Origin of the sequence: Pseudoalteromonas sp. 68 DY56-GL68, assembly GCF_041414825.1 — a bacterium.
Lineage (GTDB): Bacteria > Pseudomonadota > Gammaproteobacteria > Enterobacterales > Alteromonadaceae > Pseudoalteromonas.
Window position 1 is genome coordinate 1 of the sequence record NZ_JAOCZL010000020.1, and the last position, 15,668, is coordinate 15,668.

Sequence of the window (15,668 nt, forward strand, 5' to 3'; positions counted from 1 at the left end):
GAGTACCTGGCTACGAACCAGGCGGTCGGAGGTTCGAATCCTCCCGCGTCCGCCATATTTGAAACTCACATCGAGTATAAAGATAAAATCATTGCAAGATTATAAAATGCAACTTGCGGACGCGTAGCTCAGCTGGATAGAGTACCTGGCTACGAACCAGGCGGTCGGAGGTTCGAATCCTCCCGCGTCCGCCACTTTCTCTTAGAAAGTGACATAAGCCGACAAGCAGTCGGTTTTTTTGTGTCTTTAAGGCACAGTCAATGCAAGACTTAAACATGCAGAACATAATGCGGACGCGTAGCTCAGCTGGATAGAGTACCTGGCTACGAACCAGGCGGTCGGAGGTTCGAATCCTCCCGCGTCCGCCACTTTTCTCTTAAGTAGAGTTAAAGTGAATAAACCGACGAAAGTCGGTTTTTTTGTGCCTACAATTCGCGAACCACACACTTTCCACACCACAAATTAAACTCCCAACTCAAAATACAAAAAATGTACCCCGCAGGCGTGAAACTTGTTTCACGCGCATTAAGGTGGTGTCGCCATAAATAACGACCGCTCTATACGTAGCTATAAAACGTATAGAGCCTGTATTAAGATTATTAAAACAATAAACTTAGATTAAGTCTCACTGTACGAGGTTCAATAGGGTGAAAGTGGTTATCCTCTATGCCTTCTGCGGGCTCTCCCGCTAAGCGTGAAGCATAGTAATAATCGATATCATGGTCGTTACTATCGAAAAGATTGAGTAGCTCTAAGCCTACTTTCCAATGAGTTTGTTGGTAGCTAACAAGACCATTTACGACTGTAAGCGGCTCTGAGCGCTTGTCGCCATCATCACTTAACATACGTTTACCAATATGACGTAAGCGTAATGAGGTTTGCCATTTTTCAGTTATTTGCCAGTTTATACCGGCGCTTGCAACGATAGGAACCGCTCCTTCAATACGGTCATAGTTACTATCAATATCTAAACGAGAGTGAGTGAATGATGCCTCAGCATCTAGGCTTAGTGTATCGGCTAGCCAATAGTATGCACTAAGCTCTAAGCCGTAACGTTTTGAAGCATCACTGGCTTCTGTATTACCAGCATCGCCAACAAACAATAATTCAGAATCAAGTTCTAACCACCAAAGCGCGGCAGAAAAGTTGAATTGCTTTTCATCAAAGTAGCGCATACCCACTTCTGCACCATTACTTTTAACAAGTAAGTCCACAGTGTCAGCAGCTTCAAGCGTGACGGGGTCTAGGCTAATTGTCGCGCCACGAGCATCATTTGAGTGGAAAGATTGACCCCAATTTGCATAACCTGCCAAGTTATCGCTGAATAAGTAGGTTAGACTCGCTTTAAAACCAAGCAAGTCGTCATCAGCTTCTCCTGAGTTAGCCGTATTGTTGCTATCTACACTGGTATCTAAATAGTCATAACGAACACCGATAGTCGCCTCAAGTTGCTCGCTTAATGTTAATTGAGTTTGCCAAAATGCGGCATAACTTGTTTCATCTACACTGTCTTCACGAACAGTAGATAAAAACTTACGGGCCTTCGTATTATAAAGCCCCACATTATCGATATTGTCATTACGAAGCTCTATACCAACACTATGGCTTACAGGTATAGCGTATAATTTATCGGAAAATTGATAGCTCAGAGCTCCGCCTGAAATTGTGCGCTTATCTTGTTGGTTGAATTGGTCACCATTAATAGGGTCATTTAGCAAATAAGAGAAGTTAGAAAATAAATTTAGCTCATAATCAATAATATAAGCGTTAGCTGTAAAGTGTTCGTTTTGCCAGTTCGCCGATAAACTATAACGACTCGATTTACCGCCTAGCGTGGTGTCCAGCGACCCTAGTTCAGAGATAATACCTTGATCAATGGCTCTTTGAGGGATTTGATCTGCAGAGTTCCAGCTGTTGTCGTAAGCCATAGCTGTAATTGATAAGTTGCCACTTTTTGATTCGTTCACATAGCGAAGTAGGGCGTTCTTTTTATTTACGTCTTCATCAATGTCTTGCCAAGGGCCATCATAACCTTGCCACTCTGTTGCAGCTATTAATTTTCCGTTACCAACTTTTATATGGCCTAAGGCTACTGCTCTTAAGTAGCTATCTTCACCAACAGTAAAGTCGAGTTGCTGGTGTTTTGGATTATCTGTAAGGTGAAAATAGGCACTGCCTGCTGTAGAAAAGTCACCCTGTCGAGCATCATAACTTCCTTTTTGGTAGCTAACGGTGGCAATGGTTTCAGGAATGATGAAGTTTAAATCCGTATAACCTTGACCATGGCCATGGCTACGCATATTAATCGGCATACCATCAATATTGGTCGCAAAATCAGTCCCGTGATCTAGGTTAAAGCCACGAATAAAATATTGGTTTGCTTTACCTGAGCCACTATGTTGCGTTACCGCCATACCTGGAATGAGTTCAAGCATTTCAGTACTTCTTAGCATGGGGCGGTTTTCAATTTCACCTTGACCAATAACACCGCTTGAGGCACTAATTGATTCACCTATTAATCCTGTGCGATGCCCATACACAGTGATTTTTTCAATATTTGCTAACGCGTCTCCAGAGCAGCTAATGCAGCCCAGCAATAGGTATAACTTGTTCATTTTTATAAATTCCTTTTCAAGGGAGGTTTACACTATAAACGTAGTTGCTAACGCTTTGGATGCAAATAAGTTAATAAGTATGAAAATTAAGTTACCTTGCTTCATAATAAATTTGTGGTAAATTTAATAAAATATTCCAAAAAAAATAATAATTGTGAATTTTGTTTTGTGTATGCGAAGGAACTTATCGACACTGCAAGTAAGGGGCTGCACGCATTTGCTAAATTATTAGATTCACGCATTTACAAAGAATTAAGGAACAGCTATGCATCGTTCAATTATTGCTTTATCAATTACTTTAGGTGTTGCTTTTAGTGCACCTATGCATGCTGAGGGTTGGCAATCAGATGTTATCGGGGTTACGCAGTCACAGCTTTCACCAAGTTACTGGTTAGCGAAAGGTGCATCAGCAAAAATGATCATGACAGAGGCGCAAATTGCAGCCTTCAACGAGAAATTAATTAAAGATAATAAATACATTGTTGATCCACTGTCATTTCAAAAATCGCTCACTAAAGACGAGCTAACAAGCGCCATTCATTCGGCAAGCTCAATTCCAAAAAGCCCGCGCTTTTTTACCGATGGCCGACAACTCACCGCGAAAGATTTTGCAAAATATCAGGCTAACTTAAACCTTAATAAGGTCGCAGATAGCAATGAGGTACGCTTTGCTGTGGTCGTTAAGCGCACTGCATTACGTACTTTTCCAACCTGGGATAGAGTTTTAAATAGCGGGCTTGATCAAGACTTAGATCGCTTTCAAGAAAGCGGTATGTTCCCGGGCGAAGCGGTTGCTGTATTGCATCAAAGCGCAGATAAGAAATGGTTGTTAGTTCGTGCTTACAACTATCTTGCGTGGACGCCTGCCGAAGATCTTGCCTTTGCTGATGCAGATAAAATAAAAGCTTATCGCGAACAAGATAACTTCTTGGTGGTAACTGGTGCAAAAGTAAATACCGCTTATGTGCCAAGCGATGAAAGCCTTTCAGAAGTACAGCTCGATATGGGAGTACGCTTACCTTTAGTTAATAATGAGCAAGTACCGTATTTGCTCAACGGCCAAAACAGCTATGCTAGCCATGTTGTACAGTTACCTACCCGCGATGAGCAAGGCAAACTTGTTATTAAAGCCGCGATGATCAGCAAAACTGCCGATGTAAATTTAGGCTACCTAGACTACAACGAGCAGAATCTGATTAAACAAGGCTTTAAGTTTTTAGGCGAGCGTTATGGTTGGGGTCATGATTACAATGGCCGCGACTGTACAGGGTTTGTTGGTGAAATTTATAAGAGCTTTGGCCTACTAATGCCGCGTAATTCAGGGCAGCAAGGAAGTAGTGAATACGGGCAAAATAATCGTTTTGATAAAAATACAGCGGCGGATGCCAAGCTACCAACGGTTAAAAACATGGCGATTGGCGATCTAATTTATATTCCGGGTCATGTAATGATGTACTTAGGGGAGCATCATGGTGAGCCTTATGTTATTCATGACGTTAAAGGCTTAGGTTATAACAAAGGCGATGGCAGTTTTTATAGTAGTGCCTTGAATGGGGTGTCGGTCACGCCATTATTGCCACTTAGATTATCTCAAGAAACCAGCTACTTAGATCGTGTTTATAACATTAAGCGTATTCGCTAGAGGCCATTATGAAAATTAAAGCTGTTCGCTTTGCAAAGCTCAAAGTGCCATTAGTTACTCCATTTAAAACAGCACTGAGAGAAGTAAGTTTTATTGAGGACTTAGTGGTTTTAATCGATACCGAATGTGGTCAAATCGGTTATGGCTCTGCGGCCTCAACACCGGTTATTACAGGCGATACCCATCAAGGGATGATAGCGGTCATTCAGCAGTTTATTGCCCCTAAACTAGTCGGGCAAGAAATCGAAAACATCAATCAGCTTACCCACATTATTCAATCAACCGTGGTTGGTAACAGTAGTGCAAAAGCAGCGTTAGAGCTGGCGGTTTACGACTTGTGGGGCAAGCTCTATCAAGCGCCTTTATATAAGTTACTTGGCGGTGGTAAGACAGCGCTGAAAACCGATATCACCATTAGTGTCGATAACATAGATAAAATGCTCAGTGACTGTCAGCGAGCGGTTGAGCAAGGCTTTGATGTATTAAAAATAAAAATCGGCAATAACCTTAATCAAGATATTGAACGCGTAAAAGCAATCCATGCAGGCTTTGCCGCTAAGGCGCAGTTACGTTTAGATGTAAACCAAGGCTGGGATGCCAAACAAACTGTGTTTGCACTGCAACAACTTGAGCAAGCAGGCGTAGTATTAGAGTTGGTTGAGCAGCCAGTAAAAAGCAGTGATATTCAAGGTCTCAAATATATTACTGAGCGAGTGAATACCCCGATTATGGCCGATGAAAGCGCCTTTTCACCTAAGCAAGTGATCCAACTTTTAGAACTTGGTGCAGTTGATATTATCAATATTAAATTAATGAAAACGGGCGGTTTAAGCCGAGCAATTGAGATTGCTAATATCACAGCCCAATACCAAGCAGAGTGTATGATAGGTTGTATGCTAGAGGGCAGTATTGCCGTCGCAGGGGCTGCACATTTAGCCTCTGCCAAAGCGCAGCAAATCAGTAAAATAGATTTAGATGGCCCAGCCCTTGGTCAATATGACCCTGTGCAAGGGGGCGTTGAATTTAGCGGCCCACAAATACGCTTATCGGATGCCCCAGGTCTTGGCATTGAATCAGTAACTGGGCTTGAACTAATTACAAACGGAGTATGGCCAGCATGAAAAAACTAGTCAGTCTTATTGCAGTTATGAGTTTATCGGCTTGTGCCAGCAAAGAATCACCTAAACCTGTTATTGATAACAGCCATCAACAGCTCGTCGTGGTGGTGGCCAATGACAGTGATGCTATTGATGCCACCCTGTATCGCTTTGAAAAAACTGCTGGTAGCTGGCAACAACAAGGCCAGCAACACGCGGTGGTACTAGGTCGTACTGGCCTTGCTTGGGGAGTGGGGCTGCATCCTGCACAGCCTGGTCAACAAAAACAAGAAGGTGATGGTAAAGCGCCAGCAGGTATTTTTGAGCTTGGTACTGCTTTTGGTTATTTAGATTCATTGCAAACAAACCTCAGTTATCAAGCAATGACCGCCAATGATTATTGTATTGATGTGAAAGGCTCACCGTTTTACAACCAATTGGTTGATAAAGCACAAGTAGGTGAAGATGCCGTAAAAGACTCTTCAGAATGGATGCGTCGTGATATTTACAGCCAAGATAACCTTTACAAAAAAGGCATTGTTGTTAAGCATAATCCAAGCAATATCAATGGTGCGGGCAGTTGTATCTTTATGCATTTATGGCGCGCGCCAAGTAAACCTACAGCAGGTTGCACAGCAATGACAGAAAGCAATATGGATGCGTTACTTGCTTGGTTAGATGAACGTAAAAAGCCGCTATTAGTCAGCTTGACTAAAGCGCAATACCAACAGAAGCAAAGTCAGTGGCAATTACCTAGCTTAGTTGAATAAAAATAATAAAATAAAACTATTTTAATTTTGTCATAATGATGGAATAATATATTCCATTAGGGTTTGGGTTAGGATAATAAATGAGTGCAAATTACGCTTTTCTCGATTGGCTAGTATTCGCAAGTTACGGTGCAATTTTATTGCTAAGTGGCTGGTGGTTTAATCGCAAACGCGCTAACTCAAGCCAAGATTTTTTTCTAGGCGGAAATAGCATGCCAACGTGGATGGTGGCTATTTCTGTTTTAGCTACGTCGCAATCAGCGGCAACGTTTATTGGTGGGCCAGATCAAGGCTATCAAGGTGACTTCTCTTATATCGCAACCAATATCGGTGCGTTTATTGCTGCCTTCATAGTATCGGCGTTTCTAATTCCAAAGTTTTATCAGCAAAAAGTGTATACCGTTTACGAACTGCTTGAAAAACGTATCGGACCAAAGGCCAAGCGCCGTAGTGGCTTGATGTATTTATTTGGCCGTGTGTTTGCCAGTGGCGCCCGTTTATACATGGCCGCTATTGCTGTGGCGATGATTCTATATGGTAATATCGATGCCGATAGTGTGGTTATCGCGACTTTAGTGCTGGCGCTGGCGGGTCTGCTTTATACCTTTTTGGGTGGCATTCGCAGCGTTATTTATTCTGATGTACTGCAAAGTATCGTTTATGTCAGTGCGGCAATTGCGGTTATTTGGTGCTTGCTGAGTATTATACCCGCTGATTTTTCAACCATCATTGCAACGCTGAACGAGCCAAGCCCAGGTGCAGATTCAAAACTCGCGCTGTTTAAATTTGATTTAGATTTTGGCCCGTCAGGGGTGTTTAACATGGCCTCTGTGTTAACGGGGTTTGTGCTATTAAACATCGCTGCATTTGGTTTAGACCAAGATATGACGCAGCGTTTATTAACCTGTAAAAGCCCAAAAGAAGGCAGTAAAGCGTTATTACTATCGGTGGTGATGGTGATCCCCGTTATGGCTATTTTTATCTTTATTGGTTTGCTGCTTTATATTGTTTATCAGCAACCTGCATTAATGAATAGCGAGGCAGGGAAAACGGTTGTACAAGAATTTAATGGCGAAAAAATCACAATCTTTATGTACTACGTATTGAACGAAGTACCAGCTGGGGTTAAAGGTTTAGTCAGCGTGGGTATTATTGCTGCGGCTATTTCTACGTTGAACTCTGGGCTTAGTTCGATGTCTTCAGTCATCGTACAAGATATCTATCGCCCGTATTTAGAAAAACATAACAAGCAAGTAAGCGATCATCACTTTGTAAAAGCGGGTCGTGTAGGGATGGCACTGGTTAGTCTTGCCTTAGCGCTGATGGCTATTCTTTGTTATTTCTGGCAGCAATACAGTGATATGCCATTATTAAAATTTGCGCTAAGTGTCATGGTGTTCTCGTACAGCGGTTTGTTAGGTGTGTATTTTACGACCTTGTTCACCAAACGAGGCAGTGAAGGCTCAGTGTTAGCAGCGCTAATAGCGGGCTTTATGGTGACCTTATTAATGCAGCCGTACATGATTGACTGGTTACTACCTGAGTCAATGCGTTTTTACTTAGGCTTTACTTGGCAGCTATGCATTGGCACTTTGCTTGCGACATTGGTGTGTTGCCTTGGTAAAGCGGCGCACGAGAAGAGTGCATAAATGGCCGTACGCTATGTTTTAGCCATCGATGGTGGTGGCACCAAAGTGTTAGCAGAGCTAAAAGAGCAGGCAAGTGGCGCTACTTTTCGTGCCCAAGCGGGTTCGGCATCAATCTCGAATGATCTTGATTTAGCGTTAGAAAACATTGTTAAAGTGACCCGTGATGTTTGCCAGCAAAGTGGCGCAGAGCCAAGTGAAATCGTCACCGTTATGGGGGTTGCTGGTGGCTCATCGCAGAGTCTTGCTGAGCAATTAACAGTGATGCTCAAGCTGATTTACGAAATAGAATTTGCCAGTTTGCAAATTACCAGCGATGCCATTACGTCATTGTATGGTGCTAATCTTGGTGAGCCATGTGTGGTTATTGCCCTTGGCACCGGTGCTGTTGGGGCAAGATTAAACGCGCAAAAGCAAACTAAGTTAGTGAGCGGCTGGGGCTTTACCGTTGATGATTTTGGTGGTGGTGCACGTATCGGCCTAATGGCTGTGCAGCATTTATTAAACGACATAGATAGTTACGATTTACCAAAAAGCCGATTAACGATTCGTTTGAGTGAGCAGCTAGGATGCACTCGTCAAACAATTAGTAATTGGCTTAAACAAGCAAAACCCGCGGATTATGCAGCATTTAGCCCGTTGGTGTTTAGCTTACAAAATGACTGTGAAGCGGCAAAAACGGTATTAACAGAGCACACCCAGTCGGTGGTTCGGTTAATCAATAAAAGCCGAGGTAACTCGCCGTTACCGGTGATTTTAATTGGTGGTTTGGCGAAAGTCAGCCAACCGTTATTGCCACTTGCCTTACAAAACGAATTATCTCCTTGTAAGGGAGATTCATTAACTGGTGCCGCCATTTTAGCGGCAAAGCATTACCATGACATTATTGAAAAAGGACAACCCAATGAGCCCTGAGCACGTCTTTAAGCAACAACGTGAGTTACTCGAAGAGTTAAACGGTATTGTCTCTGAAGGACAAAACCCAGACACTTTGGATATCGATCTGCTCAGCTCCACTGAGATCCTCACTAAAATCAATAATGAAGATCACAAAGTAGCGGGTGCCGTGAAACGAGTGATCCCACAAATTAGTGAAGCTGTCGATCATGTCGTTGAAGCATTTCAACAAGGTGGCAGATTAATTTACATTGGTGCTGGTACTAGTGGCCGTTTAGGCATTTTAGATGCGGTTGAATGTGCGCCTACTTATAGCGTAAGCGATCAGCAAGTGCTCGGCATTATTGCTGGTGGTGACACTGCGGTTAAAAAAGCTGTAGAAGGCGCTGAAGATAGTACAACACTTGCTATTGAAGACTTAAAAAATGCCAATTTAACCAGTAAAGATGTCGTGGTTGGTATTGCTGCCAGTGGCCGTACTCCTTATGTTTGCTCGGCAATTGAATACGCTAAATCACTTGGTTGTGTCACTGTGGGTGTCACCTGTAACCCTGATTCAGCAGTGATGCGTTTACCACAAATCGGCATTTGCCCCGTGGTGGGGGCAGAAGCTGTGACTGGCTCTACACGTATGAAATCGGGTACTGCACAGAAACTGGTGTTGAATATGCTAAGTACAGCCAGCATGATCCGCACGGGTAAAGTTTATAAAAACCTGATGGTTGATGTGAATGCCAGTAACGAAAAGCTGCACGCTCGTGCTATTCGTATAGTCATGCAAGCAACAGATTGCTCTCAGCAGCAAGCCGTGGATGCATTAAAGCAAGCTGAGCAAAGTGCAAAACTGGCCATTTTAATCGTATTAACCGGAAAGCCAGCCCCTGAAGCAAAACAGTTATTGTCAAAAGCAGGTGGCTTTTTACGTAAGGCGGTTGAAAAATAATGCGCTTTTTAGCTGTATTACTCGTTAGTTGTTTTGCGCTTTTAGGTTGCCAAGAAACGCCTGTACAAGCAGCTCAGAAGCTGCAGCCTTTGCAGGTGGGCGCAGCCAATTTTCAAGCTTATGTACCTGCATTAACAGGAAAACGTGTTGGCTTAGTGGTTAATCAAACATCTGTGGTTGATGGTCAACACCTAGTTGATGCATTACTAGATAAAGGCGTTGTCGTTAGCAAAATATTTGCCCCAGAGCATGGCTTTCGCGGCGATCATGACGCTGGAGCTCACGTTAAAAGCACGGTAGATGCTAAAACAGGTATCGATGTTGTATCTATTTATGGCAGCAATAAAAAGCCAAGCCCTGAGATGCTCGCTGATTTAGACGTTATTATTTTTGATATTCAAGATGTCGGTGTGCGTTTTTATACCTATATAAGCTCAATGCATTACGTGATGGAAGCTGCCGCTGAAAATGGTAAACAGGTTGTGGTACTCGATAGGCCAAACCCGAATATTGCTTATGTTGATGGGCCTATCCTTGATCCACAATTTCGCTCGTTTGTTGGCATGCACGAAATTCCTGTTTTACACGGTATGACAGTGGCTGAACTTGCTCAAATGATCAAAGGTGAAGGTTGGATAAATGACGCTGATAAGCTTGAGCTGAGTGTCGTGCCTGTTGCAAATTATGAGCGTACTATGGCTTATGAGCTACCAATAAAGCCTAGTCCTAACTTACCGAATGCCCAGTCAATTGCGCTTTATCCATCATTGTGCTTCTTTGAAGCAACCCCTGTAACTATTGGCCGTGGTACTGATTTTCCGTTTCAAGTTGTTGGTTACTCGCCAGTTAAACTTGGCGAATTTAGTTTTACGCCAAGGGCGATTAAAGGTGCTTCAATGCACCCTAAATTCAAAGGGGTCGAAGTATTTGGTCAAGACTTACGAGATGCTGATATTCATGGTCTAGATTTAAGTGTATTTATTTCGGCCTACCAAACGTTGCGAGATACCAATCAGACTTTTTTTGAACGTCCTGACTTTATGGATAAGCTCGCAGGCACGGATAAATTACGTTTAGCCATTGAAGCAGGCCAAACTCAGCAACAAATTAGGCAAAGCTGGCAGGAGGATTTAGCTACCTTTAAACGACAGCGACAACCTTATTTACTTTATCAGTAATAATTACGAAACGAGGCACAGGCCTCGTTTTTAGTTTTAGCTAAACCTAACAATTCAATTAAATCTTAAAATAGATACACAATAGCTATGAAACGCCTTAGCCTTGGCTTTAGTTATATAAAAGGCATCAGGATACTCGTCGCTTAAAGCTACTCTTGGAAGACTGTTCTTCTACTTTCTAAAATATTTTTTATATGCAGATTCTATCCGTTAAAAAATAGAGAAGCGAGAGCGTAATCAAGGTAGGTATGTTGCTCAGTTTATTGAGTATAAAAAAAGGGCCGCATATGCGACCCCCAACAGGATTTAACTGGTTTAGAACTTAAAGTTAACTGATAACTGTAAGCTGCGAGGGTTATAGTAGCTGCGTGATTCACCGTAGTTTTCATCAATTACATATGGGTTTTTGTTATAGCCCGTTTGACGATTAAACACATTGAATAAGTCAGCACGCAATTGTAATTCCATATCACCTGAGAACTTAAAGTCTTGCGTGTAGTTCAAGTCTAGTTGCCAATGGCTTGCTGTTCTGCGAGAACCAGCAGGTTCTGCATAGCGGCTCACGTGGCTAGATGTTGAGGTTGACGAGTAGCCATATCGAGTACCATCCCAGTTCTCCCATGCACTGCCAGATTGGAATACGAAATAAGCACCTAAGTTGGCTTCCCAAGGCAATGTGTAATAACCATACACTTTTAATAGATGTGGTTTATCGCCTGAAAGCTTACCGTAGCGGTTATCCCATGAATAACGGCCGCGACCATCACCATAGTACGACGAGCCAATGAAGTTGTTGGCATCGTTGGTTGTGGTGGTGTTGTCTTGGTCAAAGTTACCGTAGTAGTGGCTCCATACATAAGAGGCATTGATATAGGTATTTTCACCCATGTACTCAGCTTCGATGCTTGCTTCCCAGTACTTGGTTTCACCGCCATCAACCTCGGCGATTACATACGAAGAACCACCGATTTCATCGCGAATCGCATCTAGGTTATCAATATATAAACCTTTGTCTGCAATATGCTGTGGTACGCCGTCAGCATCAACGCCAGAGTAGTCTGTTAAGCGTGCTGTATTTGGCATATCTTCCCAAAAGTGCATACCTTTACGGTGACGTACGTGAGCACGTAATACTAAGTCTGAGCCAATATACTTGGTTGTACCCAATGTAAACTCGTTAATACGACGAGGTTTCATATCTTCTTGAAATGCTTTACCTGATGAACCACGGCGCGGAGATGCCGAAAGAATATTACCCGATTCATCTAAAAGCAGTTCGATTTCGGCGCGGGTATTACGGTCCCAAGATGCTGCCCGTGAAAGTGAGCTTGCTTCTGGGTTATAGATTGCAAAGTTGGCAAATATTGAGTCTTCACCTGAGTAGGTCCATGTTGCACCTAATCGCGGTTGCAGCATATCTTTCCAATCTGTTTGATACATTTCATATTTGTGACCAGGAGCGACTTCGTAGCCAGAGATTGTGCCAGATTTCTTTTTCAAGCCTTGGCCATACCAAGTGTCTTGGCTAACAAGTAAACCTAAGTTATAGGTCCAATCCCCATGCTCAATGGTATCGTTAATTTCAAAGTTGAGGCTTCGCGTTTCTGAGTTAATCCCCGAAACTGTTGTGCCGCCATCGGTTGCTAAGCTCATTTGCTGTACATGGGCACGGTAAATCGCATCAGCAGGGTCAAAGCCTTCAGTATCGGCATCAGGATCAACTAAGCCACCAATGTATGCAATACGTCCCCAACCATTTGATAAGCGTGTAAGTTGCTCTTCACCTTCTTCCCATTTCGCACCAAAATGAAGTGTGTGATATGTATCGCCCCAGTCAAATTCATGCTCTAGGTTTATTTCAAAAGAGTCACGATAGAAGTTTTGATTATCATAAGTTGCAAATGCACCTACACCGCCACTGCCTTTCATCACGCCATCTTCTAGATAACCATAGGTGTTGATGAGTGCTGAGGCTCCAGCGTTGTGTATCGCAATTTGTTCTTCGGTGAACCCGTCAGCGGGATCATAGTCTATTAAGCTAGGTACTGAAAAATAACCCATTTCCGTTAGATTATTGACATCAAGTTGGCCGTTTAATGAAGGAACAACACTCAGCGGGTTATCAGGTTGTGAACCCGTTTCTAAATCAAATTTACTGTACTGGAATGATAGGGTGGTTGCAGAGCCTAAAATCCATGATCCATCTAGTGTAAAGATATCTTGATCAGCTTTATCACCTGCAGAGACGCTATCTGTTTCGTAAGCACCAATTGAGCGACCTTTAAGTGTTTTATCCGAGGTTCGTTGTGAAATATTAATTAAAATATCGTCGGTCGGTGCCCAAGTTAATTTACCAAAGTATTCATCACGAACACTTTCATAGTCCTTAACATCACCATAGGCCGTGCCTTTATTAGAGCGTGTTTCTTCAGGGCGATAATACGAGGTATAAAAATAGAGGGTATCTTCGATAAGTGGGCCGCCTAAACTTGCTGTTAGCCAGCTTTTATCCATCTCATAGCTTTCTTCACCCACTGGCGTTGCAACAAAGCTTTTTGGCTGTGCTTTGTATTCGATGTTACCGTGGAATTCATCAGTACCAGACTTAGACACGGTATTAACAGAAAAACCACCAGAGCGGTTAAAACCAACCGCTTTCGCGCCACCGCGGTCCATGGTTACATAAGCAACATCATGGGTTGAAGGTTCAGACGCCAAGTTACCGTACATAGGCAGCGATACATTTACCCCATCAAAACCATACGAATTGTCTACACCAGAGCCACCTGCTGAGGGGCCTAATGTTGTATTTGCTGAAAGCTCTACCCCTGGCACAAGTTTTAATAAATCACGGTAATCTTGGCCTACAGGTACATTATTGATACCTTCTTGACCAAGTGAGTTTGTTAGTGCTGACTTACCTTGGCGATATAATTTACTACCGGTTACGGTGATAACTTCAACATTTTCGTCTGCACCACCTAACGTAATATTGAGGCTAGATGTTTGCTCAAGCAAAACATCAACCATCATGGTTTGTGAAACGCCGTTTTTGTCGGTGAAGGTTAGTTCATAAGTGCCAGGTTTTAACTGTGGTAAGTCGTAGCTGCCATCTTCACGTGTAGTAACGGTTCGTGCTTTAGGCATGACATTACTTTTCGCTGTAACTGTGATCCCTGCCAATGATTGTTGTGCCGCTGGTGTTGATACTTTACCTTTGATTCCGCCTGTTAGATTAGCTAAGGCTGGTGCGCTTGTTAATGCTGCGGCCATAATAACGCCTGTTAAGGCTGTTTTTTTTGTGCGAAGTGCATGGTTAGTCGCTTTTGCTATGTAGCTTAGCGCGAGAGAGGATGCATGTTGTTTCATTGTTTCCCGTCCTTATATTTATATGCTTTGGTGGACTACTTACCCAGTTGAGACATGAACTTTAAAATTATGTTGCCCACATATTAAACAGGTGTTATTAGTGTTGGTCAAGAATATTTTTTCATTTAAATGTTGTTTGTTGGGAATAAAATATATAATTGATTTTGGGTAAAAAACAGGCAGTTTGTAGACTGTGCAAAGGCGCCATGCTGTTTGTACATTCTGTAATTCATTCTCACAGGTAAGTTTGGAATTTGAAGTTATAAGGGGTGGGGAGAGTATTTAAAACAAAAATTATTAAAAAGCAGCCTAAGCTGCTTTGTTATTCAAATAAGCGTAAAAAACTAAATTAGTTATTCTTAAATTCGCCAACAACTTCGTTAGAATGTTCCAGCAATTTACGACCTTGGCGACTCGATTGTGTAAGGGCGATAAAAAGAATATCAATTACAAAGTCCTGAGCTGTTCGCGCTAAAATAGATGATAGGCGAACAGATTCTCCTTCAGCGACAGAGTAGAGTTTTACATCTGCTGAGTCGGCAACTAGGCTGCTACCAAACTTAGTTACTGAGATCACTGAGCTTGCGTTTTTCTTGGCCTGTTTAACTACTTCGGCAATTTCGCGGGTCATACCTGACTCACTAATAGCAATAACTAAGTCGCCCTTAGAAAAGGTGGCCACATAGGCAAGTTGTGCATGTCCATCTGGCTCAGCGATTGCTGGCATACCGAGCTTTTGTAATTTATATGAAAAGTCTTTTGCAACCAGTGCTGAACCACCCACGCCACAAATAAGAATGCGTTTTGCTGATTTTAATAGCTCGACAGCTTTTTCAATTGCAGCAGCTTCGTTAAGGTTTTTTGTTTCAGTTAAAACAGCAAGCTTACTGCTCAGTAATTTTTCAGCGATTTGCTCAAGCGAATCATTTAAAGTAATTTTGCCATGGAGTTTGGGTTCGCTACTTTCATCATTAAGGGCATCAATCACTGCAAGTTTAAAAGCAGGAAAACCTTTATAACCTAATTTTTGTGAAAACTTCACCACGCTTGATTGACTTACACCAACCACTTTAGCTAATTCAACCGATGACAAATTACGAATAGCGTTAGCCGAATTTAATGTGAAATCAGCCAGCTTAGCTTCGCTGCTCGATAAAGATTGGCGTAGGGCTTTAATTTTTACAAAAGTAGACATAGGGCTCACTTTGTTTATTTAACTTAGTCTTGCTTATTGCATGCTTCAAATATGAATACGGCACAATGGCTGTTTAACATGACGACTTATTTTTGTTTTAGCTGACTTAAGTTTGGAATATTTTTCTTAATTTAGATGGAATAATATAGTTTTATTCCATAATAGATACAACACTAATTATTGAGTGTACTCAATATTTACCATGAGAAAGATAAAATATGCTTTTTATTCCAGTTATGTAAAATAAAATATTTTACATGTTACATGGGTGTTGCTACTGTATTGCTGAGAATCGTCAACGCTTAAATCATCAGGT

At 42.3% G+C, this 15,668-nt stretch carries 10 protein-coding genes and 2 tRNA genes; 9 read left to right on the forward strand and 3 right to left on the reverse strand.

Translation table 11 applies throughout. The annotated features are described in order from the left end of the window. The first annotated feature begins 117 nt into the window (after positions 1-117). Positions 118-194: transfer RNA gene (locus tag NYF15_RS11845), tRNA-Arg, on the forward strand. 97 nt (positions 195-291) lie between these two features. Further along, a tRNA-Arg gene (locus NYF15_RS11850) sits at positions 292-368 on the forward strand. Positions 369-599: 231 nt separating this feature from the next. Here the strand turns inward: NYF15_RS11850 and NYF15_RS11855 are convergent. Continuing rightward, positions 600-2,615: a TonB-dependent receptor gene (locus NYF15_RS11855; protein WP_371353671.1), complete on the reverse strand. Its 2,016-nt coding sequence runs from the start codon at positions 2,613-2,615 to the stop codon at positions 600-602. Between the two features lie 265 nt (positions 2,616-2,880). Between NYF15_RS11855 and NYF15_RS11860 the strand changes: the two genes are divergently transcribed. From NYF15_RS11860 to NYF15_RS11890, 7 genes are all read left to right on the forward strand, one after another. After that, positions 2,881-4,257, forward strand: coding sequence for an SH3 domain-containing protein (locus NYF15_RS11860; protein ID WP_371353672.1), 1,377 nt, complete (start codon positions 2,881-2,883; stop codon positions 4,255-4,257). 8 nt (positions 4,258-4,265) lie between these two features. Continuing rightward, entirely contained in the window at positions 4,266-5,378 is a 1,113-nt protein-coding gene (locus NYF15_RS11865) for a dipeptide epimerase (RefSeq protein ID WP_371353673.1), read from the forward strand. Next, positions 5,375-6,124 carry a L,D-transpeptidase gene (locus tag NYF15_RS11870; RefSeq protein WP_371353674.1) on the forward strand — a complete coding sequence of 250 codons (750 nt, stop codon included), beginning with the start codon at positions 5,375-5,377 and terminating at the stop codon, positions 6,122-6,124. The genes NYF15_RS11865 and NYF15_RS11870 overlap by 4 nt, the downstream gene beginning before the upstream one ends. An 80-nt stretch (positions 6,125-6,204) precedes the next feature. After that, entirely contained in the window at positions 6,205-7,773 is a 1,569-nt protein-coding gene (locus NYF15_RS11875; RefSeq protein WP_371353675.1) for a sodium:solute symporter, read from the forward strand. Further along, the gene (locus NYF15_RS11880; protein WP_371353676.1) at positions 7,774-8,685 is read left to right on the forward strand and encodes a BadF/BadG/BcrA/BcrD ATPase family protein; all 912 of its coding nucleotides are present in this window, start codon (positions 7,774-7,776) and stop codon (positions 8,683-8,685) included. Next, positions 8,675-9,610 carry an N-acetylmuramic acid 6-phosphate etherase gene (murQ, locus tag NYF15_RS11885; RefSeq protein WP_237118055.1) on the forward strand — a complete coding sequence of 312 codons (936 nt, stop codon included), beginning with the start codon at positions 8,675-8,677 and terminating at the stop codon, positions 9,608-9,610. Before NYF15_RS11880 ends, murQ begins: the two co-directional genes overlap by 11 nt. Further along, on the forward strand, positions 9,610-10,788 hold the full coding sequence (locus tag NYF15_RS11890) for an exo-beta-N-acetylmuramidase NamZ domain-containing protein (protein ID WP_371353677.1): 1,179 nt from the start codon (positions 9,610-9,612) through the stop codon (positions 10,786-10,788). Before murQ ends, NYF15_RS11890 begins: the two co-directional genes overlap by 1 nt. A 315-nt stretch (positions 10,789-11,103) precedes the next feature. Here the strand turns inward: NYF15_RS11890 and NYF15_RS11895 are convergent, their stop codons facing one another. Together NYF15_RS11895 and NYF15_RS11900 are read right to left on the reverse strand one after the other, a co-directional pair. After that, positions 11,104-14,157, reverse strand: a complete 3,054-nt coding sequence (locus tag NYF15_RS11895; protein WP_371353678.1) for a carboxypeptidase regulatory-like domain-containing protein — start codon at positions 14,155-14,157, stop codon at positions 11,104-11,106. A gap of 349 nt (positions 14,158-14,506) precedes the next feature. After that, a complete protein-coding gene (locus tag NYF15_RS11900; RefSeq protein ID WP_062569591.1) occupies positions 14,507-15,352 on the reverse strand; it encodes a MurR/RpiR family transcriptional regulator in 846 nt (281 codons plus the stop codon). Positions 15,353-15,668 lie beyond the last annotated feature (316 nt).

What these genes read in the sequence shown, in the direction of transcription:
- NYF15_RS11855 (WP_371353671.1), bottom strand. Translation starts at nt 2,615, where the DNA reads ATGAACAAGTTATACCTATTGCTGGGCTGCATTAGCTGCTCTGGAGAC.
- NYF15_RS11860 (WP_371353672.1), top strand. Translation starts at nt 2,881, where the DNA reads ATGCATCGTTCAATTATTGCTTTATCAATTACTTTAGGTGTTGCTTTT.
- NYF15_RS11865 (WP_371353673.1), top strand. Translation starts at nt 4,266, where the DNA reads ATGAAAATTAAAGCTGTTCGCTTTGCAAAGCTCAAAGTGCCATTAGTT.
- NYF15_RS11870 (WP_371353674.1), top strand. Translation starts at nt 5,375, where the DNA reads ATGAAAAAACTAGTCAGTCTTATTGCAGTTATGAGTTTATCGGCTTGT.
- NYF15_RS11875 (WP_371353675.1), top strand. Translation starts at nt 6,205, where the DNA reads ATGAGTGCAAATTACGCTTTTCTCGATTGGCTAGTATTCGCAAGTTAC.
- NYF15_RS11880 (WP_371353676.1), top strand. Translation starts at nt 7,774, where the DNA reads ATGGCCGTACGCTATGTTTTAGCCATCGATGGTGGTGGCACCAAAGTG.
- murQ (WP_237118055.1), top strand. Translation starts at nt 8,675, where the DNA reads ATGAGCCCTGAGCACGTCTTTAAGCAACAACGTGAGTTACTCGAAGAG.
- NYF15_RS11890 (WP_371353677.1), top strand. Translation starts at nt 9,610, where the DNA reads ATGCGCTTTTTAGCTGTATTACTCGTTAGTTGTTTTGCGCTTTTAGGT.
- NYF15_RS11895 (WP_371353678.1), bottom strand. Translation starts at nt 14,157, where the DNA reads ATGAAACAACATGCATCCTCTCTCGCGCTAAGCTACATAGCAAAAGCG.
- NYF15_RS11900 (WP_062569591.1), bottom strand. Translation starts at nt 15,352, where the DNA reads ATGTCTACTTTTGTAAAAATTAAAGCCCTACGCCAATCTTTATCGAGC.